This window comes from Marinobacter pelagius (genome assembly GCF_900114925.1).
GTDB classification, from domain to species: Bacteria; Pseudomonadota; Gammaproteobacteria; order Pseudomonadales; family Oleiphilaceae; genus Marinobacter; species Marinobacter pelagius.
The window spans coordinates 1-19,807 of record NZ_FOUR01000009.1 but is presented as its reverse complement, the minus strand read 5'-3'; the positions used below and the strand labels follow the sequence as shown (position 1 = coordinate 19,807).

Annotated in this window: 21 protein-coding genes; 12 read left to right on the top strand and 9 right to left on the bottom strand. The window is 58.2% G+C overall.

Annotated elements, in window-relative coordinates; translation table 11 throughout:
- The first annotated feature begins 152 nt into the window (after window positions 1–152).
- From BM254_RS15720 to BM254_RS15700, 5 genes are all read left to right on the top strand, one after another.
- Window positions 153–851, top strand: a complete 699-nt coding sequence (locus BM254_RS15720) for a Bax inhibitor-1/YccA family protein (RefSeq protein WP_092005915.1) — start codon at window positions 153–155, stop codon at window positions 849–851.
- A gap of 90 nt (window positions 852–941) precedes the next feature.
- Window positions 942–1,358, top strand: coding sequence for a sulfurtransferase complex subunit TusD (gene tusD, locus BM254_RS15715; protein ID WP_092005912.1), 417 nt, complete (start codon window positions 942–944; stop codon window positions 1,356–1,358).
- Between the two features lie 2 nt (window positions 1,359–1,360).
- The gene (locus BM254_RS15710; protein ID WP_092005909.1) at window positions 1,361–1,711 is read left to right on the top strand and encodes a DsrE family protein; all 351 of its coding nucleotides are present in this window, start codon (window positions 1,361–1,363) and stop codon (window positions 1,709–1,711) included.
- Window positions 1,712–1,715: 4 nt separating this feature from the next.
- On the top strand, window positions 1,716–1,997 hold the full coding sequence (gene tusB, locus BM254_RS15705) for a sulfurtransferase complex subunit TusB (RefSeq protein WP_092005906.1): 282 nt from the start codon (window positions 1,716–1,718) through the stop codon (window positions 1,995–1,997).
- 3 nt (window positions 1,998–2,000) lie between these two features.
- Window positions 2,001–2,327 (top strand): TusE/DsrC/DsvC family sulfur relay protein, encoded by a 327-nt coding sequence (locus BM254_RS15700; RefSeq protein ID WP_092005903.1) that lies wholly within the window; start codon window positions 2,001–2,003, stop codon window positions 2,325–2,327.
- Window positions 2,328–2,337: 10 nt separating this feature from the next.
- Here BM254_RS15700 and BM254_RS15695 read toward each other — a convergent pair whose 3' ends face one another.
- Window positions 2,338–3,537, bottom strand: coding sequence for a DUF445 domain-containing protein (locus tag BM254_RS15695; protein WP_217647764.1), 1,200 nt, complete (start codon window positions 3,535–3,537; stop codon window positions 2,338–2,340).
- Between the two features lie 206 nt (window positions 3,538–3,743).
- The gene (nfuA, locus tag BM254_RS15690; RefSeq protein WP_092005900.1) at window positions 3,744–4,331 is read right to left on the bottom strand and encodes a Fe-S biogenesis protein NfuA; all 588 of its coding nucleotides are present in this window, start codon (window positions 4,329–4,331) and stop codon (window positions 3,744–3,746) included.
- A 244-nt stretch (window positions 4,332–4,575) separates the two neighbouring features.
- Here nfuA and metH point away from each other — a divergent pair, with 244 nt between their 5' ends.
- The 4 genes from metH (at window position 4,576) to BM254_RS15670 (ending at window position 10,983) form a co-directional block, all read left to right on the top strand.
- Window positions 4,576–8,274: a methionine synthase gene (metH, locus tag BM254_RS15685; protein WP_092005898.1), complete on the top strand. Its 3,699-nt coding sequence runs from the start codon at window positions 4,576–4,578 to the stop codon at window positions 8,272–8,274.
- An 18-nt stretch (window positions 8,275–8,292) separates the two neighbouring features.
- Window positions 8,293–8,532: a DUF2970 domain-containing protein gene (locus tag BM254_RS15680; protein ID WP_092005895.1), complete on the top strand. Its 240-nt coding sequence runs from the start codon at window positions 8,293–8,295 to the stop codon at window positions 8,530–8,532.
- 299 nt (window positions 8,533–8,831) lie between these two features.
- Complete coding sequence (locus BM254_RS15675; protein ID WP_092005892.1) at window positions 8,832–10,484, top strand: nitrite/sulfite reductase; 1,653 nt, start codon at window positions 8,832–8,834, stop codon at window positions 10,482–10,484.
- The gene (locus BM254_RS15670) at window positions 10,477–10,983 is read left to right on the top strand and encodes a DUF934 domain-containing protein (protein WP_092005889.1); all 507 of its coding nucleotides are present in this window, start codon (window positions 10,477–10,479) and stop codon (window positions 10,981–10,983) included. The genes BM254_RS15675 and BM254_RS15670 overlap by 8 nt, the downstream gene beginning before the upstream one ends.
- A 167-nt stretch (window positions 10,984–11,150) precedes the next feature.
- Here the strand turns inward: BM254_RS15670 and BM254_RS15665 are convergent, their stop codons facing one another.
- Entirely contained in the window at window positions 11,151–12,149 is a 999-nt protein-coding gene (locus BM254_RS15665) for a YhdH/YhfP family quinone oxidoreductase (protein ID WP_092005886.1), read from the bottom strand.
- Window positions 12,150–12,172: 23 nt separating this feature from the next.
- Window positions 12,173–13,237, bottom strand: a complete 1,065-nt coding sequence (sohB, locus tag BM254_RS15660) for a protease SohB (protein ID WP_092005883.1) — start codon at window positions 13,235–13,237, stop codon at window positions 12,173–12,175.
- Between the two features lie 183 nt (window positions 13,238–13,420).
- Between sohB and BM254_RS15655 the strand changes: the two genes are divergently transcribed.
- On the top strand, window positions 13,421–13,735 hold the full coding sequence (locus tag BM254_RS15655) for an SCP2 sterol-binding domain-containing protein (protein WP_092005880.1): 315 nt from the start codon (window positions 13,421–13,423) through the stop codon (window positions 13,733–13,735).
- Window positions 13,736–13,800: 65 nt separating this feature from the next.
- Here the strand turns inward: BM254_RS15655 and BM254_RS15650 are convergent, their stop codons facing one another.
- From BM254_RS15650 to BM254_RS15630, 5 genes are all read right to left on the bottom strand, one after another.
- Window positions 13,801–14,448: a multidrug transporter gene (locus BM254_RS15650; protein WP_092005877.1), complete on the bottom strand. Its 648-nt coding sequence runs from the start codon at window positions 14,446–14,448 to the stop codon at window positions 13,801–13,803.
- 5 nt (window positions 14,449–14,453) lie between these two features.
- Window positions 14,454–16,160, bottom strand: coding sequence for a FimL-related protein (locus BM254_RS15645; protein ID WP_092005874.1), 1,707 nt, complete (start codon window positions 16,158–16,160; stop codon window positions 14,454–14,456).
- A 217-nt stretch (window positions 16,161–16,377) separates the two neighbouring features.
- The gene (gene dnaQ, locus BM254_RS15640; RefSeq protein WP_092005871.1) at window positions 16,378–17,088 is read right to left on the bottom strand and encodes a DNA polymerase III subunit epsilon; all 711 of its coding nucleotides are present in this window, start codon (window positions 17,086–17,088) and stop codon (window positions 16,378–16,380) included.
- On the bottom strand, window positions 17,085–17,528 hold the full coding sequence (rnhA, locus tag BM254_RS15635) for a ribonuclease HI (protein WP_092005868.1): 444 nt from the start codon (window positions 17,526–17,528) through the stop codon (window positions 17,085–17,087). Before rnhA ends, dnaQ begins: the two co-directional genes overlap by 4 nt.
- Before the next feature lie 19 nt (window positions 17,529–17,547).
- Complete coding sequence (locus tag BM254_RS15630; protein WP_092005865.1) at window positions 17,548–18,348, bottom strand: class I SAM-dependent methyltransferase; 801 nt, start codon at window positions 18,346–18,348, stop codon at window positions 17,548–17,550.
- 94 nt (window positions 18,349–18,442) lie between these two features.
- Here BM254_RS15630 and gloB point away from each other — a divergent pair, with 94 nt between their 5' ends.
- Together gloB and BM254_RS15620 are read left to right on the top strand one after the other, a co-directional pair.
- Window positions 18,443–19,237, top strand: a complete 795-nt coding sequence (gene gloB / locus BM254_RS15625) for a hydroxyacylglutathione hydrolase (RefSeq protein WP_092005862.1) — start codon at window positions 18,443–18,445, stop codon at window positions 19,235–19,237.
- A gap of 306 nt (window positions 19,238–19,543) precedes the next feature.
- The coding region (locus BM254_RS15620) for an IS110 family transposase (RefSeq protein ID WP_139227071.1) at window positions 19,544–19,807 on the top strand (264 nt) is incomplete at its 3' end.

Below are 19,807 nucleotides of genomic sequence, written 5' to 3'. Positions count from 1 at the left end.
TCAACGCCCTGCATAAATCTGGCCGCACTTTTCAACATTAACGGGGTTTAATGGAATCCGCGGAGCACTTTATTGTCGTAAATGATTGAAAGTTGCGTATTCGACATTATGATTGGGGACAGTATCCAGTCGTTACACAAACGGAGATGACAATGGAAAACAGAAGATTCGGCGCTCAGAACCAGCAGGGTGCCTATTCCGCGCCTCAGGCTGAGCGAGCGACTACTGGCATCAGCGCTGATGCAATGAATGTGCTGCGCAACACCTACATGCTCCTGGGCATGACCCTGGCCTTCTCGGCCCTGACCGCATTCCTGAACATGAACGGAACCCATCCGGGCTTCCTGATCACTATTGTGGGCTACATCGGTCTTCTGTTTGCCACCTATAAACTGAAGAACAGCCCCTGGGGCATTGTGACCACCTTCGCCCTGACCGGCTTCATGGGTTACACCCTGGGCCCGATCATCGGTGCGTTCGTGGCCGCAGGTGCGTCCCAAATCGTTGCCCAGGCACTGACACTGACCGCTGTTGCCTTCGTTGGTCTGTCCGCAACCGCGATCATCACCAAGAAGGACTTCAGCTTCATGTCCAGCTTCCTGACTGCTGGCGCATTCGTGCTGATCGGTGCCATGGTTCTGGCGTTCATCATGGAAAGCTCTGCCCTGCACCTGGCGGTGTCCGCAGGCTTCACCATCTTCGCCTCCATCATGATCCTGTTCGAGACCAGTCAGATCATCAAGGGTGGCGAGCGTAACTACATCATCGCTACCGTTGGCCTGTACGTCTCCATCTACAACCTGTTTGTCAGCCTGCTGCACCTGCTGGCAGCATTCAGCGGCGAAGATTGATCGCTCCTGAAACCAGGTTAACCGAAGCCCCGGCCTTGCCGGGGCTTTTACTTTGAGTAAACTGAAACCGCTATCAACACGGTACCGGCCATGCAGGATTCCACCCCATTCTCGTTCACTCTCGTTATCACCGGAGCGCCCTACAGCTCGCAGGCACCCCAGAGCGCACTGAGCTTCGCCGCGGCTGCCATCAGGGCCGGCCATCGGGTAGACCGGGTGTTCCTCTACGGGGATGGCGTACAGCTTGCCTCCGCCCTCGCCTCACCACCATCCGATGAACCTCACTGGCCCCGGGAGTGGAGCTCTTTTCTTGAGAAACACGGCATTCCCGGCGTTGCCTGCATTGCCTCGGCGCTGAGGCGCGGCCTGGTGGATGAAGGCGAGCAGAAACGGTATGAGCTGACCGCCAGCAATCTCCTGGCGCCATTCACCATCGCGGGCCTGGGCGAGTGGGTTGAGGGCCGGATGTCGTCATCACGAACCGTCTATTTTCACGGGAGCGACTGACCATGAGCACTTTGATTGTCATCGACCAGCCTCCCTATGGCAGCTGGGCCGGCCGGGAAGCCCTGGATATGGCGTTTTCGCTGGCAGCGTTTGACCAGCCGGTATCACTGCTGTTCTGTGGTGCCGGGGTAAACTGGCTTCGCAAGGGGCAGGAGCCCGGAACGATCCGTCAGAAGTCGGTGGAGAAAAATCTGGCCGCGGCACCCATCTTTGGCGTGGAAGCCCTGCTTGCCGATGGTGACGACTGCAATCGCTATGGACTTGAGGCCGAACAGTTACTGGACGGCGTGACCGTCGTTCAGGCCGACTCGCAACTGTTCACAAATTACAGCCACACCGCCTTTGCCGGATAACACCATGACCGAGATTCAGACCCTGCACATCCTGAACAAGTCCCCGGAACACCCGAGGTTTGCCCGCTGCCTGTCGATGGCCGGCCCGGAGGATGGGATCCTGCTGATCGAGAACGGTGTCCTGGGGCTTGGTGCTGCGTCCGCCCGCGCCTCTGGCAAACTGATGGTGCTGGCGCCGGACATGGCGGCACGTGGAGTGAACGGCGGTGCCGAATCGGCGGAAATCATCGACTATGAGCGCATGGTCGAGCTGACCACCCGCGCACAACAGGTAATCAGTTGGTAAACCATGAGTGAGCAGCAGATCCCACAGCGGAACAATGAAGGTTTTCTGGAAGATGCCTGGACCTGGACCCCGGAGGTCGCACAAGCCATTGCTGCTGAAGACTCTATCGATCTATCTGAAAATCATTGGGAGATCATAGAGTTTTTGCGGGATTTTTATAAAGAACACGAAGTCTCGCCACCCTCGAACCGGCTCTTCGTCAAGGCGGTGAAAGAAGCCTTCGGAGAGGAGAAAGGCAACAGCATTTACCTGATGCAGCTGTTTCCGGGCACGCCAGCCAAGACCGCCTGCCGCATCGCCGGACTGCCCCGCCCGACCAACTGTCTTTAAGGCAGAATGGTCAGAAAACGAGGTAGGTGAGACTCACGAACTGGATGAGTCCGGCCAGGGCACCGAACACGCCACCCACGATCATCAGCTGCAACTCTTCCTCGTGAAAGGCCGGGCGCAGGATGCCCTGAAACTCTCTGGGCCCGAGGGATTTCATCTGTCCGGCCAGGACCTCCGCCACCACCGGTGCCCGCTCCCGGTTGAACGCCGGGTCCGAGAAGACATCCCCGGTGGCTACCACGGCTTTCTGGTAAAGCGCTTTCTTCAACTCGGTATAGCCGGTGACGCCGACTGACACCTGTGCCGTCAGCTTCATCACCGGCGAGCTGTCCAGCAGCGGCCGCAGGTGCTTCTGGATGATCGCCCGGGTGCGGTCACCATGGGCACCGTTGATCATGGCATCGGCCACCCGCTCGACGGTAATCAGCTCGTCCGCCACCAGTCGGGCCCAGACATCGCTGATCTCGTGTTGCCGGCGCAGGAACAGGCCCTGGATCTTCCAGAACAGGAAACGGCGGGGCTCCACCGGAGTGAAGATCAGGTTGATGGCCAGCCAGTTGGTCAGGAAGCCCACGGCAAAGCCGCCCAGGGGAAGCAGCCAGGGCTCGGGGTAACGAACCCAAAGCGGCACAATCGCGGCCCCTAACAAGCCGCCAATGATCGCCCCGAGGTTGATGACCGATTGCAGTTCTACCGATCCCGCCTGCTTGAAGATCCGGTTCATCAGGTCCGGATGGCGCTGGAGCTCCCGGCTTAACAGGGCCTTGAGATCCACCAGGTCGTCCAGATCGTCACCGAAGTCCTCCACCAGTTCCTCAACCCGCTCAGGCAGCGCCTCCCTCGCCCATTTATAGATCCGGTTGCGCACGAACAAGGGCACGTTATCCCACAGGACCGGGTGATTCTCGTACATGATTTCGTCGATGTACTCATCCACCCTCGGGGTCACCTGTGAGATCACCTGCTCAACGATGCACTGGGGCTCAAGTTTTTCGTAAACGGAATTCAGATCGCCAAACTTCTGCAGGGTATGGTCAATGCAGATGTGCGCCATCTTCTCTGCTTTCCGGGGAATAACACCCTGCCAGCCAATCACACCGAAGCCGACGAACCGGACCGGATAGAAGGACATCTGGATTGCCAGCCAATTCGTCACCCAGCCGGTGACAGCAGCCATGACAGGCACAGACAGGAGTGCTAGGTCGATCAAGTGTTACCCCGGTTAAGATTGCGGCCAGAGGCCGACGAAAATTCGGTTCTTGAGTGCCTGCCAACAGTGTAGTGGCCCGGCATGTCAGTTTATGTGACCGATGATGAAGTAATTGAAATGTCACAACATTGGCCGTGAAGCCATGGGGTGCGGGGAATTGCGGCAGCAAAAACCCCGGCCTGGCGGCCGGGGCTCTCAGAGACGGCTTACTGGTAGTAAGCGTTTTCGGTGTAGGAGTGATCTGTTACGTCGCGCACGGCCGTAATTTCCGGCACGCGCTCTTTCAGGGTGGATTCAACGCCCTGCTTGAGAGTCAGGCTTACGGCTGAACAGCCCTGGCAACCACCACCGAAGCGCAGCACGGCAACGGACCCGTCCACGATCTCGACCAGAGAAACATCGCCACCGTGGGCCGCGAGATTCGGGTTGATCTCGGAGGCCAGTACGTAGTTCACGCGATCCGGCAGCGGTGCGTCGTCGTCGATCTTGGGCACCTTGGCGTTCGGAGCCTTGATGGTCAGCTGGCCGCCCATCTGGTCCTTGGAATAGTCCACGTAGGCCTCTTCCAGGAACGGGACCGAGTTGTGGTCCAGGTAAAGGGTGAACTTGCCGAGATCCAGCTGTTCGTCCGTCGGGACGACTTCATTGGGCGGGCAGTAGGCCAGGCAGGTCTCGGCATTACGGGTGCCGGGCTGGGTAACGAAGATCCGAACGCCCATGCCTTCTACATCCTGCTTTTCAATGAGTTGCGCGAGGTAATCCCGCGCGGAATCTGTCACGGTAACCAATGCCATGTTTCCTACCCGTTTGGAAGTTTGATTCCTATTTTAAGAGAGTTCGCGGGAACATGAAAGACCAAGTAAAATAGTCGGGATTTAATCAGGTAATGAATTTCCCGTATGACCGCCTGCTGCAAGCGCTGGAAACACGGCACTTGATATTGATCATTCGGACTAAGACGGAATCCGGCATTTTTGCTATGATCCCGCGCCATTGACTGAAATACGACGTTAGCCACGACACCCGGAAGATTTCCCTATGACCGATCGCACTACCCGTCTGGAACAGCTTCATCAAGCCCTCAAGGAACGCATTGTGATTCTTGATGGCGCCATGGGCACCATGATCCAGAACCAGAAGCTGGATGAAGCCGCTTTCCGGGGCGATCGGTTCAAGGACTTCGAACGGGAGGTGCAGGGTAATAACGACCTGCTCAACCTGACCCAGCCCGCCCTGCTCCGCAACATCCATGCGGACTACCTGGACGCCGGCGCCGACATCATCGAGACCAACACCTTCAACTCCACCCGCCTGTCCCAGGCCGACTACGGCATGGAAGACCTGGCCCGGGAGCTGAACGTGGCCTCCGCCAAGCTGGCGCGGGAGATTGCTGACGAGTTCACCGCTAAAGACCCCAGCAAGCCACGTTTCGTCGCTGGCGCGGTCGGCCCTACCTCCCGTACCGCCTCCATCTCACCGGATGTAAATAATCCCGGCTACCGCAACGTCGATTTCCAGACTCTGGTGGACAATTATTACGAAGCGGTTTCAGGCCTGATGGAAGGCGGTGCCGATCTGATCCTGATCGAAACCATCTTCGATACGCTCAACGCCAAGGCGGCCATCTACGCGACCCAGCAGGTGTTCGAAGACACCGGCATCGAGTTGCCGATCATGATTTCCGGCACCATCACCGATGCCTCCGGGCGCACCCTGTCCGGACAGACCACCGAGGCCTTCTACAACTCCATTGCCCACGCCAAACCCATTTCCGTGGGCCTGAATTGCGCCCTGGGAGCGGATGCGCTGCGGCCCTACGTTGAGGAGTTGTCCACCAAAGCCGAAACCTATGTCTCCGCCCACCCCAACGCGGGCCTGCCCAACGAATTCGGTGAATACGACCAGACCCCGGAGGAAATGGCAGAGATCATCGAAGGCTTTGCCAAAGACGGCTTCCTGAACATTATTGGCGGCTGCTGCGGTTCCCGCCCGGATCATATTGAGGCCATTGCCAAAGCTGTCGCCAAGTACCCGCCCCGGCAGATTCCCGAGCGCCCCAAGGCACTTCGACTGTCCGGCCTCGAGCCCTTTACCGGTGATGAGAACACCCTGTTCATCAACGTGGGTGAACGTACCAACGTCACCGGCTCCAAGCGGTTTCTGCGCCTGATCAAGGAAGAGCAGTACGAGGAAGCCCTCAGCGTGGCCCGGGACCAGGTGGAAAACGGCGCCCAGATCATCGATATCAACATGGATGAGGGCATGCTGGATTCAAAGGAGGTCATGGTGACCTTCCTGAATCTGGTCGCCTCCGAACCGGACATTTCCCGGGTGCCCATCATGATCGACTCCTCCAAATGGGAGGTGATCGAGGCCGGCCTGCGTTGTATCCAGGGCAAGGCGGTGGTGAACTCCATCAGTCTTAAAGAAGGCGAAGAGGAATTCATCAAACGGGCGAAAGACTGCATGCGCTACGGCGCCGCCGTGGTGGTCATGGCCTTTGACGAAGACGGTCAGGCCGACACCTACGAGCGCAAGACCGAGATCTGCAAGCGCTCCTACGATGTGCTGACCGATATCGGTTTCAATCCGGCCGACATCATCTTCGACCCGAACATCTTCGCCATCGCCACCGGCATTGAGGAGCACAACAACTACGCGGTGGACTTCATCAACGCCACCCGCTGGATCAAGGAAAACCTGCCCCACGCCTCCATTTCCGGCGGCGTCAGTAACGTCTCGTTCTCGTTCCGGGGCAACGATGCCGTTCGTGAAGCCATCCACTCGGTATTCCTGTACCACGCGATCAAAGCCGGCATGAACATGGGTATTGTAAACCCGGGCCAGCTGGTGATTTACGATGAGATCGAGCCGGATCTGAAGGAACTGGTGGAGGACGTGGTACTCAACCGCCGGGATGACGCCACCGATCGCCTGCTGGAAGCGGCCGAGAAGTTCAAGGGCAAAGGCGGCAAGACCCAGGAAGAGGACCTGGCCTGGCGCGAATGGCCGGTTGAGAAGCGCCTTGAGCATGCCCTTGTCAAAGGCATCACCAACTATATTATCGAAGACACCGAGGCCTGCCGCCAGAATGCCACCCACCCCATCGAGGTCATCGAAGGCCCGCTGATGGACGGCATGAACGTGGTCGGCGACCTGTTCGGCGACGGCAAGATGTTCCTGCCCCAGGTAGTCAAGAGCGCCCGGGTGATGAAGCAGGCCGTAGCCTACCTGATTCCCTACATCGAGGCGGAGAAGTCCGAGGGCCAGCAGGCCAAGGGCAAGATTCTCATGGCCACGGTGAAGGGTGATGTGCACGACATCGGCAAGAACATCGTGGGCGTTGTTCTGCAGTGCAATAACTACGAAGTGATCGACATGGGCGTGATGGTGCCCTGCGACAAGATCCTGGAAACCGCCAAGAAAGAGAATGTGGACATCATCGGTCTCAGTGGCCTGATCACTCCATCCCTGGACGAGATGGTTCACGTGGCCCGGGAGATGCAGCGGCTGGACTTCCATATCCCGCTGATGATCGGTGGCGCCACCACGTCCAAGGCGCACACGGCGGTGAAGATTGAGCCGCAGTACAAGAACGACATGGCCCTGTATGTCTCTGACGCCTCCCGCTGCGTTAACGTGGCCTCCCAGCTGCTGAGCAAGACCGCCAAGCCGGCCTTTGTCGAGGCGGCCCGTACCGAATACGAGGAAATTCGGGAGCGCCGGAAGAACCGCGGAGAGCGGACCAAGCTGGTTTCCCTTAAGGAAGCCCGTGCCCGCGCACCGGAAATCAACTTCGAAGGTTATGAGCCGCCAAAACCGTCCTTCACCGGCATCCGGGTGTTCGAGGACTATGACCTCGAAGAACTGGTCGACTACATCGACTGGACGCCGTTCTTCATTTCCTGGGATATCTCCGGCAAGTACCCGGCGATCTTTGACGATCCCAAGCGCGGCGAAGCGGCCCGCAGCCTGTTCAATGACGCCCAGAAAATCCTGAAGCAGATGATTGAGGAGAAACGGGTGACTGCCCGGGGCGTGATCGGCTTCTGGCCCGCCAACCGTCGCGGCGATGACATCGTGGTCTACACCGACGAATCCCGCACCGAAGAGCTGACTACCCTGCACCACCTGCGCCAGCAGGATGAAAAGGCACCCGGCAAGCCGATGATGGCGCTGTCCGATTTCGTGGCGCCGGAGGATTCCCAGAAAGTGGATTATGTGGGCGGCTTTGCCGTGACCACCGGTATTGGTGCCGAGGAGTTCTCACAGGAATTCAAGGACAAGCACGACGACTACAACGCCATCATGGTCAAGGCCCTGGCCGATCGCCTCGCGGAAGCCTTCGCCGAGCGGATGCATGAGCGGGTGCGCAAGGAATTCTGGGGCTACGCTGCCGACGAGCATCTGCCCAACGAAGATCTGATCAAGGAACGCTACCGCGGTATCCGCCCGGCCCCGGGTTACCCGGCCTGCCCGGATCACACCGAGAAGGCAACCCTGTTCCGTCTGCTGGAGGCCACCGGCAAAATCGGCCTGGAGCTGACCGAACATTTCGCCATGTTCCCCACCGCGGCGGTATCCGGCTGGTACTTCGCCCATCCCGAGTCCAAGTACTTTGCCGTCGGCAAGATTGGCGTGGATCAGGTTGAGGACTATGCTGAACGTAAGGGTATATCCAAAGCGGAGGCGGAGCGCTGGCTGATGCCAAGCCTGGCCTACGATCCGGCAGAATAGACGGGGACGAAGCACGCAATGACCGACACAACCGACAATCAAAGCAACAAGAAAGATCGGAAATCGGGCTCACCGAGCGTTTTGAAAATAATGCAAAGCATCCTGGCCGGCGCTTTCGGGGTTCAGTCCGACAAGCGCCGGCAAGAGGATTTCTCCAGCCACAGCCCCTTGCCCTATATTATTGCCGGACTATTGTTTACCGCGGCCTTTGTGGGCGGGCTGATTCTGGTGGTGCAGGCTGTGCTCGCCAGCCAGTAGGCTATTGGCCCGAGACCCAGACAACGGCGAAGGCGACCACCAGTACGACTACCAGAACTGCAGCGATGGCGTCTGCCTGACTGTCTGAACGCATGCTCTTCTTCATGGAAGTACCCCTTCTCACTTTTTTCAGGTCATTGTTGTTGTCTTTTCAGTTAAGCAGGAAATTGATATTCGTCCAGCCTGCGCCCCGCCCACTTATCGCCTGAATCGATAAACATATTTTGAAATAATCATTTTGGAAATAAAAACGTGGTGATATCCTGCGATCCAGATATAAGAGGCAGGAAATTACCCCTATGTACGTATACGACGAACACGACCGGCAAATGGCAGCGGAACGGGTAGCCCAGTTCAGGGACCAGACCCGACGTGCCCTGGCGGGCGAACTCAGCGAGGAAGAATTCCTTCCGTTGCGCTTGCAGAACGGACTCTACGTCCAGCGCCATGCTCCGATGCTGAGAATCTGTGTGCCCTACGGCATGCTGCGCTCCGAGCAGTTGCGTCGTCTCGCCCGTATCACCCGGGATTACGACAAGGGCTACGCCCATTTCACCACCCGGCAGAACGTGCAGCTCAACTGGCCGGCCCTGGAAGATGTTCCGGACATTCTGGCCGACCTGGCGGAAGTGGAAATGCACGCCAACCAGACCAGTGGCAACTGCATCCGGAACACCACCACAGACCAGTTTTCCGGTGTTCAGGCCGATGAGATTACCGATCCCCGGCCCTACTGCGAAATTATCCGCCAGTGGTCCACGTTCCATCCGGAATTCGCGTTCCTGCCCCGCAAGTTCAAGGTGGCTGTGAACGCCTCCGAAAAAACCGACCGCGCGGCAATCCGCATCCATGACATCGGGCTCCAGATCGTTCGCAACGACGCCGGCGAACTGGGTTTCCGCGTTCATGTGGGTGGCGGCCTCGGCCGGACACCGATGGTTGGCCCGGTGATCCGCGAATTCCTGCCCGAGCTGGATTTGCTGACCTATCTCGAGGCGGTCCTGCGGGTCTACAACCGCTATGGCCGCCGGGACAACAAGTTCAAGGCGCGGATCAAGATTCTGGTCAAGGCCCTGACTCCGGAAGGTTTTGCCGAGAAAGTGGAAGCAGAATGGGCGCACATCAAGGATTCGCCCACCCGTCTGACGCCTGAAGCGATTGAGCGGATCAAGGGGTTCTTTACCGAACCGCCTTACGAGGCCCTCGACAACGCAACCGACCTGCTGGCCCGGCAGCGGTTCGAGAACCGCGGTTTTGACCAGTGGCTGAACCACAACGTGGGCGTTCACAAGAAGCCCGGCTACGCCATTGTGACCCTGACCCTGAAGAAGACCGGTACACCGCCGGGCGATGTCACCGATCACCAGCTTGAGCAGATTGCTGACCTGGCTGATGAGTATAGTTTCGGGGAGGTGCGGGTCACCCACCACCAGAACGTGGTGCTGGCCGATGTGCGCCAGGACCGGCTTCTGGAACTGTGGGAAGCCATCACGCCCATGGGCTTCGGGACCGCCAACCTGAACACCCTGACTGACATCATCTGCTGCCCGGGCGGCGACTACTGCGCCCTGGCCAACGCCAAGTCCATCCCGGTGGCTGAGGCCATCCAGCGCCGGTTCGAGGATCTGGATTATCTGTATGACCTGGGCAACATCGATCTCAATATCTCCGGGTGCATGAACGCCTGCGGTCATCACCATGTCGGCAACATTGGCGTTCTGGGTGTCGACAAGAAGGGCGAGGAGTTCTATCAGGTCAGCCTGGGCGGCTCCTCCCACCATGATGCGGATATCGGCAAGATTCTCGGGCCCTCCTTTGCCCGGGAAGACATGCCGGAGGTTGTCGCGAAGATTATCGATGTGTACGTCGACCAGCGTACCGAGGAGGAAGAATTCCTCGATACCTATCGCCGTATTGGCATCAAACCTTTCAAGGAGCGGGTCTATGCCTGACGTAATCAATGTAGATGGCACTGTCCGTCAGGACGACTGGGTTGTGGTTCCGCGTCCGGAGGATGGCGAGTCTCTCGACATTCCATCGGACCAGCCGGCGCTGATCCCGGCCGATCTCTGGCTGGCCGGCTACGAGCATTTCACCGGTAACGATCGGATTGGTGTCTGGTTTGACAGCCATGATGAGCCGGAAATGATTGCTGATAGGGTCAATGAACTGCCGCTGATCGGGGTAAATTTCCCCCGCTTTGTGGATGGCCGCGGTTACAGCATTGCCCGGCTGCTGAGGGAACGGTTTGGTTATCAGAACGAGTTGCGGGCGATCGGGGATGTGCTGCTGGATCAGCTGCAGTTCATGAAGCGCTGCGGGTTTGACTCGTATGTGCTGCGGGCGGACAAGGACATCAGCCAGGCGGCGAAGTGCCTGAACTTCTTTAGCCAGGGGTACCAGGCGGCGACGGATACGGATTTGCCGCTGTTTAGGCGGCGGGCCGGGTGAGCTGGAGGTTGGTTGAAGATGGGGTCAGATGAACAAGTTCATCTGACCCCTGAGTTGAGTCAGACTCCGGGTTTGAACATGGGGTCAGAAGAAAGCTTTCTTCTGACCCCTTTTTATGCCTCGGGGTCTGATGAACTCGTTCATCTGACCCCTCCTTGGACCTCACCTCACCGGCCATGATCCAACACGATCTTCCCAGCCGACGCCCCCTTCAAAAACGCCTTCAGCGCCTCATCCAGCTCGGCACGGCCGATATCCCGGGCGGAGGCCTCGGTCTTCGGACACTTCCACTCACCGGCGAACTTCTCCCACACCGCCTGCTTGTCAGCCAGCGGAATCTCAACGGAGTCCACACCCAACAGGTTCACGCCCCGCAGGATGAACGGCAGCACGGTAGTGGACAGCTGAGGACCGGCCACCAGGCCGCAGCAAGACACTGACCCACCCGGCTGTATCTGCTTGAGCAACTCCGCCAACGGTGTGCCACCCACGGTATCAACCGCATTGGCAAAGACTGGTTTGAGCAGCGGCTTTTTCTCTTCAGTCAGAGCATCACGGCCAACCACCTCACAGGCGCCGAGTTCCTTCAAACTGTCGGCATGATCAGCCTTGCCACTGATCGCCACCACGTCAAAGCCCAGGTTGGCCAGTAATTCGACGGCCACGCTACCCACGGCACCGGAGGAACCGCTGACAGCCACCTTGCCCTGTTCCGGGCTGGCGCCCATCTTCAGGAGTTTGCCGACGCACAGGCCTGCGGTCAGGCCGGCCGTGCCGTAGATCATCGCAGTATGGGCATCCCAGCCGGAGGGCATCGGCACACACCAGGCGGCCGGCACACGGATGTACTCACCAAAACCGCCATCGGTGTTCATGCCCAGATCGTAACCGGTAACAATGACCTGGCTGCCTACCGCCGGTGCGCCGGTTGCGGATTCCACAACTTCGCCGGCAGCATCGATGCCCGGCGTATGGGGAAACGAGCGGGTAACACCCTTGTTGCCGGACGCAGAAAGCGCATCCTTATAGTTCAGTGACGAATGACTGACCCGGATCAGAACCTCGCCTTCCGACAAATCGGCCGTGCTGAGGGTCTGTTCACTGCCCTGGTATTCGCCATCTCTCTCTTCCACTCGCCAGGCTTTGAATTCGCTGTTCGTTGTCATGGTGTTACCCCGTTTGTTGTCAGCTACTGAATCTTCTGGTTCCGGAAAGCACTGAGCACCCGCCATACGGTGTGCTCCAGGGCTGCGCTGGTGGCCAGCCCCAGTTTTTCCGGGAGTGTCCGTTTGCGCTGGAATGTTACTGACACTACGTCGGCACGATCACAAGCCTCAATGAGATATTCGTCGGAGGTCTTGATCTCGTCGATCAGATTGACCTCCAGGGCCCGCTTGCCAAACCAGATGTCGCCGTTGGCCACCTTGGCAATATCGACACTGGGCCGGCGCTCGGTGACGTACTCCTTGAACAGCCCATGGGTATCTTCGAGATCTTCGAGAAACTTCTGCCGGCCTTTCTCGGTATTTTCCCCGAAGATGGTCATGGTTCGCTTGTGCTCGCCGGCGGTCAGCACCTCGAAATCCACATCGTTCTTCTTGAGAAAACGGTGGAAGTTCGGCAACTGGGCAACCACCCCGATGGACCCGAGAATGGCAAAGGGAGAGGCGACGATCCGGTCCGCAACACAGGCCATCATGTAGCCGCCACTGGCAGCCACCTTGTCGACGCAGGCTGTCAGCGGAATACCCTTGCTGCGAATCCGGTCCAGCTGGGCGGCAGCGAGGCCATAGGAATGCACCAGTCCTCCCCCGCTTTCCAGACGAATAACCACCTCGTCCTGCTCCGGTTTGGCAACACTCAGTACTGCTGAAATGGACCGGCGCAGCTGATCGGTATCGCTGGCCTTGATATCGCCGTCAAAATCGAGCACATAGACTCTCGAGCGAACTTCCTGCTCTTCCTTTCCACTCTTGGCCTTGGCTTTTGCGGCCTTTTTCTCGGCTTTGTCTTCTTTTTTACGTGCTTTCTGGAAGGCTTTGCGCTCGCCTTCGTCCATCAGGCGCGCCTGAATGGTTTCCCGCAACTTCTGGTATTTGTCGTTGAGTTTCCGGATTCTCAACTCGCCCTCACCTTCATGATCCTCACGCTCCTTCTGGGCAGCAGAGAGAATGACGGAAATGATCACGAGGGCGGCAACCACGAAGGTAACGACCTTGGCCAGGAACAGGCCGTATTCTGTCAGGAACTCCAAAATGGCTTCTCCAAATGGTTATGCAAAGACGAGAGTGTAACTTACCGAATTGACACTGATAAGCGGAGCAAAAAAATTAAAACAAGCGTTCGATCGAGCTTGACACGACCCTCTGCTGACCATAAAGTCGAATTGCGAGATCGGCTTCGCCAAGACAAGACAACCATTCAGAAGGGCAAGATAATGTCTGTAGCTCAGGTATTTGAAAAACTCGAACAGAATTTCAACGCAGACGCAGCTCAAGGCCTCGATCTGGTGTTCCAGTTCGACATTGAGGACGACAAGAACTACCACCTGGCCATCAACGACGGCTCCTGCAAGCTGCACGAAGGCTCTCATGAAGACCCTTCCGTTACCCTGATCATGAACTCCGATACTCTGCAGGGCATCGTTTCCGGCGAAACCGATGGAATGCAGGCGTTCATGGCCGGTCAGCTGCGCGCTGAAGGCGACATGATGCTGGCAACCAAGCTGGGCGAGCTGTTCAACATGGGCTGAAGCCCCGCCCCGCTCATAAAAAAACCTGCGCGCGTCGCAGGTTTTTTTATGCCTGAATAACCGATTTACTCATCCCAGAGCTGCACCGCCTGCCGTGCCGCTTCATTCTGGGGAGCCGCCACCAACCCTGATCCGGACAGCCGAACATCGAACAGGGCGCCGTCGCGCATGGGCATGAAGGTGGCATTACCATAGACCCCCTCCACAAATGGCAGATTGAACTGCCGGTCCAGCTCCCAGAGATCGGGCCACTTCTGTTCGCTCAGCCCGATCACCGTCCTTGGCATGCTCTGTTCATTCTCGAGCGAGGTATAACGACCACTCAGGCGCTCAAGCCGGTATCCCGGTGCAATCCCCAACCAGCGAATGGGACCGGCGAACCGGATGATACGGGCATCCAGCTGCCACTGGTCGCCCCTGACTGACTGGATGACCGGTGCTTGCTCTCCGGTCTGCAGGGTCACAACCCAGAGTTGCTCACCCTGCCGTTGAGTGGAGACTGTGGCAACGGTTTTCATCCCTTCCAGCGACTGGTAGCCCATCAGGTTCACGGCAATCACCAGGGTGTAGATTCCGATGACCAGCACGGAGAATACCGCCATGCCTTTGAGCCAGCCCAGCAACCAGCGGGGACGGAGGAAAAACAGGAGGCTCGCAATTACCAGAACCGCGCCGACGACCGCCAGTACGATGGTTGCGAGCTCATGGGACATGGGGATTACAAACCAACGTCGTCGAGTGAGGATTCAGCCAGCTTGAGCAGATCGGGGTTGCGGTCTTCCCGCTTGCCGATGCTTTCGATGTAATACTCAAGCGACGTCAAGGCATCCGCCAGCGCTTCGAGCACCTGATGCGGAGGGGCCTGGCGGGCATCCAGGAGACGATCCTGAATCGAGGCGGCCACCCGTTTAAGTACGTTTGCAGCGCCGGGATCATTGACCATCTGCAGGCCACCCCAGATGCTGTGCAGGGTTGCAGGCAGATTGGCCAGGTGCAGCTTGTCGTAATCCGACTCGATAAATGCCGTGATGGCCCGTTTGGCGAGGGTGAGCGCGCTTCTTGCCTCATCCGCCACCACGAACATCGCTTCCTGGAGATAGACCGATTCATCCCGGTTGCGCCGGCTGCCGGCCAGGGCATCCGTTTCCGAGGTGATACCGCGAGTGACGATCTGCATCACCGCATCCTCTACCCCCAGCACGGAGTCGGCCAGGCGGTAGAGCTCGTCATCCCCGGGAAGCCGGTTATCTTCTTCCCACTTGCGCAGCTTGGCCGCTTCCTCGCGGGAGATACCCGCAAGCTTGTTAAGATCCAGCATCACCAGGGTATTCGCGAGACGCTCGAGGGCGTCAGCAATAGACGAAAGCTCCGCCAGATCCGGCTCGATGCCCCGCTCGATAATGTCGAGTTTGTCCTTGAGCTGGTTGAGCTCATCCTGGAGTGCGTCCGACAGGGACTTGAGTACATCGCTACCCGGGCCGTACAGGCGACGGGCATGGGCTTCCAGCATGGCATCCGGAAATTCCGCGGGTGCCAGTCGATAAGCGGAGAGAATGCGCGTTACTTCCGGATTCGCAGAGCCGCTACGGTAAAGCATGTAGATGAGATCCCGGATCAATGAATCCGGTGCATCCTTGGCCGTCGCCACCTTGCCCACGTAAACCACTTCCCGGGCGTACCGCTCTATACGCATGAACATGCGTTTGCGGGCCTTGGTGAAGATCATTGCCCGATCAAGCATGGTATCCGAGACAGTCGCCAGCAGGCACCACATCTGCCCCATGGGCGCACCCTGACACAAGCGCGCAAATCCGCGGGCGGCGCGGCCGAACAATTTCTTGCTGACCGCATCGTTGCGATCCCGCAGAACCCCCAGCAAGGCGACCTGGAAGGTCAGACGCATCCGCCGGGCCATCACCTCGTAGTCCGCTTCATTACCTTCAAATGCAACGAGATTGAGATCCGCGCAGAAATCGGGACGTTCCTTGACGTCCACATCAAAGAAACAGGATTCCGGGTAAGGTTTTTCGCGGCGGGCTTCGCGCAGATCGTTGATAACCGGCAGCAACAGTTCCGGATGGTCCTCGCGCTGCTGGTGGTAGTACTCCACGTAGCGACGGAGGATAAACAGGGCGCTGTTCAGGGTGGTAAGCAGGATGTTCTTGTCGTCATTGGCACCGACAGGAACGTCGTTGGCCATTGCAACCGCTTCCTGGCACAACAGGGTGCCGCCACGAAGCTCAACCAGGATGAAAATACCACGCAACTGGTTCAGGTAATCAACACAGTTCTGGAGGTCTTCCCCGCTCTCGCGATTTTCCTGGAAACGCTCAAGGCTGGATTCTGCCTGTTTGATGGTCTGCTCAATCTCACTTTTGACCAGATCAAACGACTGCGATTTCGTCGCCAGAGACGATTGAACCATAAACGCTTCCTGTCTGATTTGCGGAGACTACCGCGTCCCGTGCCTGATATTCAGCCCGGCCACGAAACGCCGGGCTTTGTTGTTATAGATCGGTTACACCCTGACCGACCGATTCTCTGTTCGCAAAAAACTGGCGAACTTATCATTACTTATAACACAAAACTCATGTTGCTCAATAAAGGCGGAGTGTAACAATTGGTACACACTGACCCAGTTCTCATTCCGCCTGTTCGAGCTTGCTCCACAGACTCTGCCCCGCCTGTTTATTCAGCATCTCGATGAACTCCTCGTGGGCACTTGCCTCGTCACCGGAGGCCCGCACTACAGCAAGCCGGGGACGGTCGGCCTTGAGGCGCCGAATGCCGCCGGCCGCGCCACCGTCTTCCGAGCCGGCATCCAGGGACAGCGCGGTCTGGCCGCCAGTCATCAGAAGATAGACGTCGGCCAGGATCTCGGCATCCAGCAGTGCGCCGTGGAGTTCCCGGTTGCTGTTATCCACGCCGTAGCGTTTGCACAGGGCGTCCAGGCTGTTTTTCTGGCCCGGATGCTTGGCGCGGGCGATGGCCAGAGAGTCGACGATGCCGCAATGGTCGGCAGTCTTGCGCACCGATTTCAGGCGAGCGAACTCTGAATCCATGAAGCCCACGTCGAACGCGGCGTTATGAATGACCAGCTCGGCACCCTTGATGAATTCGAAGAATTCCTCGGCGACCTCGGCGAACTTCGGCTTGTCCGCCAGAAACTCATTGGTAATGCCGTGAACGGTGATGGCCTCGGCCTCCACCTCCCGCTCCGGGTTGATATAGACGTGGTAGTTCCGGCCGGTCAGCTCACGTTCGACCACTTCCACACAACCGATTTCAATGATCCGGTGCCCTTCATTGGGATCGATGCCGGTGGTTTCGGTATCCAGTACGATTTGTCTCATGCTTCACTCAATTCCGCTACGCCACGGTTTGCCAGTTCGTCAGCCAGTTCGTTGTCGGGTACGCCGGCATGGCCCTTCACCCAGTGCCAGTTGACCCGGTGCCGGGCGGTTTCCGCATCCAGTTCCCGCCACAGGTCGTCATTCTTCACCGGTTTTTTTGCGGCGGTTTTCCAACCGTTGCGTTTCCATCCGGCCATCCACTCGGTGATGCCTTTCCGGACATACTGGGAGTCTGTGTAGAGCTCCACATCACAGGGACGCTTCAGGGCCTCCAGGCCACGGATCGCTGCCATGAGCTCCATCCGGTTGTTTGTGGTGTGCAGCTCGCCGCCGTGCATGGTCTTCTTGACGTCGCCGTAACGAAGCACTACACCCCAGCCTCCACGACCGGGATTACCCTTGCAGGCACCATCCGTGTAGAGAATTACCTTATCCGCCATTCGTACTCCTGAATCCTCGTTAATCCTGACCCTCGGGGCTCACGCCGCCCGTGCCGCGGTAGCAACCCCGGGAGGCGCCGACCGCACCGGTTCCGGGCATGGCAATGACCTTGCTCTTGCGCCAGGCCGGCTGCCTCGGAATACGGCCATAGACCCGTTTTTTGGCAAGGATACAGTAATAGGCGCCAAGAGGCAGGAAACGATTACCCGCCAATCGGGTATCGATCCAGCGATAGGTGTGCCTGCCAGAGCGCTGCACGGGAAACCGTAGAAACCGGGTCACGGACGTATCCACGCTGAATCCGAGCAGGCGGAGCCAGTCCTCCATCCGCCGCCGGAGCATGAACCGGCCACCCCAGGGGCCTTCCTGTTGCCGCGACATCAGTTTGCGCAGGCCCCACAGACTCATCGGATTGAAGCCAAGCAACACGATCGTGCCTTCACCGCGCAATACCCTTGCGGATTCCCGCAACACCTGGTGCGGGTAAGGTGAAAAGTCGGGGGTATGGTGCAGGATGACCAGATCCATGGAGTCCGATGGGAAAGGCAGCTCATCGGCATCGCATACCGCGACATCCTCCGGCATGTGGGGGAACCACCGTGGCGTGGTCATGATCTTCTGTGCGAAATCGGTTCCGGTGGCCAGCGGCAGACGGTGACTGACGCCAATCTGAAGCTGCCGCGCCCCGATCAGGCTGCCAAGCTCGTAATCGCAGAACCGACGCTGGTCCGCCAGCAGCGCCCGCCCGAGTGGCGACTGGAACCAACGCTCGAAATTCTCGTGCCTTGCCGGATAGTCAATGTTGCCAGATCTGACCACTACCCTGCCTCCCGCCTTGTCAGCCTCCAGGTTGGGGCCACAGATTTAATGCTCTATCATAACAGTCACATTCTACGAACACATGTGGGGCCATATGCTGACCATTTCCGCAATTCCTGCTTTCAGTGACAACTACATCTGGTGCCTGGCAGATTCCGACACCAGGAAAGCGCTGATTGTTGATCCCGGGCAAGCTGCCCCTGTCGAGAAACACCTGGCCGCCAATGGCCTGACCCTGGATACGATTCTGGTCACCCATCACCACGCGGACCATGTTGGTGGCATTAAGGATCTGGTCAAGGCTCACCCGGACTGCCGGGTAACCGGCCCCGCCGAGTCACCGTTCAAGGGCTCCACCAACCTCGTCCACCCCGGTGACGAAGTTGTCTGGGAATCGATCACCTTCCAGGTTCTGGGAGTTCCGGGCCACACCCTGGATCACATCGCCTACTTCACGGATGTCGAGATCAACGGCCGCCCGGTGCTGTTCTGTGGTGACACCCTCTTCGTCTGCGGCTGTGGTCGGTTGTTCGAGGGCACTCCCGAACAAATGCGGCAATCCCTGCAGACCCTGCGCAACCTGCCGGAAAAAACTGCAGTTTACTGCGCCCACGAGTATACCCTGGCCAACCTCAGGTTCGCCCGCAGCTGGCTACCCAGGGACGAAGGCCTCAAAGCCTTTGAAGAACAGTGCCAAAAGGCCCGTGACGCCGGCGAGCCCACGGTGCCGTCGGTGCTGGGTGATGAAAAGCGTCTGAATCCCTTCCTCCGGTGGGATGATCCCGAGGTTGTTGACGCGGCCCGGAATTATTGTGCGCAGAATGGGCTGCCGGCGGATTCGGAGAATGCCATTTTTGCGGCCATCCGGCACGGCAAGGATAATTTCTAAAGACAGGACGGGGTCTGAAGAACACCTTCTTCTGACCCCTTTTTTCAAACCCAACTCTGACGCCCCTGGTTCCAAGACGGGGTCAGATGAAGGCTTTCATCAGACCCCACGCTAACTCTGACCCTCCTCCGGGGTCTGAAGAACGCTTTCTTCTGACCCCATTTTCAAGCCCAACTCCGACATCCCGACTCGAAGACGGGGTCAGATGAAAGCTTTCATCTGAAAATCATGTAGCCAGCCTCCCATAGTCCGTCATCCGGAGTAGGCTGGTAGTTGGCAAACACACTGCCGCTACAGGAGGCTGACATGACTCTATTCTGCGCCATCGACCTGCATTCAAACAATAGTGTCGCTGTCGTTCTTGATGAGAATGACAGCGTGCTTTATCAGGAACGTCTACCTAACGACCTGCCCACCATCGAGCGGGCGCTGCAGCCTTTCCAGAACGATCTCTACGGGGTTGCGGTGGAGTCGACCTTCAACTGGTACTGGCTGGTGGACGGCCTACAAGCGGCCGGTCACCACGTCATGCTGGTCAACACGCATGCGGTGCAGCAGTACAAAGGTCTG

What these genes read in the sequence shown, in the direction of transcription:
- BM254_RS15645 (WP_092005874.1), bottom strand. Translation starts at nt 16,160, where the DNA reads ATGGTTCAATCGTCTCTGGCGACGAAATCGCAGTCGTTTGATCTGGTC.
- BM254_RS15675 (WP_092005892.1), top strand. Translation starts at nt 8,832, where the DNA reads ATGTACGTATACGACGAACACGACCGGCAAATGGCAGCGGAACGGGTA.
- tusD (WP_092005912.1), top strand. Translation starts at nt 942, where the DNA reads ATGCAGGATTCCACCCCATTCTCGTTCACTCTCGTTATCACCGGAGCG.
- metH (WP_092005898.1), top strand. Translation starts at nt 4,576, where the DNA reads ATGACCGATCGCACTACCCGTCTGGAACAGCTTCATCAAGCCCTCAAG.
- tusB (WP_092005906.1), top strand. Translation starts at nt 1,716, where the DNA reads ATGACCGAGATTCAGACCCTGCACATCCTGAACAAGTCCCCGGAACAC.
- BM254_RS15650 (WP_092005877.1), bottom strand. Translation starts at nt 14,448, where the DNA reads ATGTCCCATGAGCTCGCAACCATCGTACTGGCGGTCGTCGGCGCGGTT.
- BM254_RS15655 (WP_092005880.1), top strand. Translation starts at nt 13,421, where the DNA reads ATGTCTGTAGCTCAGGTATTTGAAAAACTCGAACAGAATTTCAACGCA.
- BM254_RS15665 (WP_092005886.1), bottom strand. Translation starts at nt 12,149, where the DNA reads ATGACAACGAACAGCGAATTCAAAGCCTGGCGAGTGGAAGAGAGAGAT.
- dnaQ (WP_092005871.1), bottom strand. Translation starts at nt 17,088, where the DNA reads ATGAGACAAATCGTACTGGATACCGAAACCACCGGCATCGATCCCAAT.
- BM254_RS15680 (WP_092005895.1), top strand. Translation starts at nt 8,293, where the DNA reads ATGACCGACACAACCGACAATCAAAGCAACAAGAAAGATCGGAAATCG.
- rnhA (WP_092005868.1), bottom strand. Translation starts at nt 17,528, where the DNA reads ATGGCGGATAAGGTAATTCTCTACACGGATGGTGCCTGCAAGGGTAAT.
- gloB (WP_092005862.1), top strand. Translation starts at nt 18,443, where the DNA reads ATGCTGACCATTTCCGCAATTCCTGCTTTCAGTGACAACTACATCTGG.
- BM254_RS15700 (WP_092005903.1), top strand. Translation starts at nt 2,001, where the DNA reads ATGAGTGAGCAGCAGATCCCACAGCGGAACAATGAAGGTTTTCTGGAA.
- nfuA (WP_092005900.1), bottom strand. Translation starts at nt 4,331, where the DNA reads ATGGCATTGGTTACCGTGACAGATTCCGCGCGGGATTACCTCGCGCAA.
- BM254_RS15710 (WP_092005909.1), top strand. Translation starts at nt 1,361, where the DNA reads ATGAGCACTTTGATTGTCATCGACCAGCCTCCCTATGGCAGCTGGGCC.
- BM254_RS15670 (WP_092005889.1), top strand. Translation starts at nt 10,477, where the DNA reads ATGCCTGACGTAATCAATGTAGATGGCACTGTCCGTCAGGACGACTGG.
- BM254_RS15720 (WP_092005915.1), top strand. Translation starts at nt 153, where the DNA reads ATGGAAAACAGAAGATTCGGCGCTCAGAACCAGCAGGGTGCCTATTCC.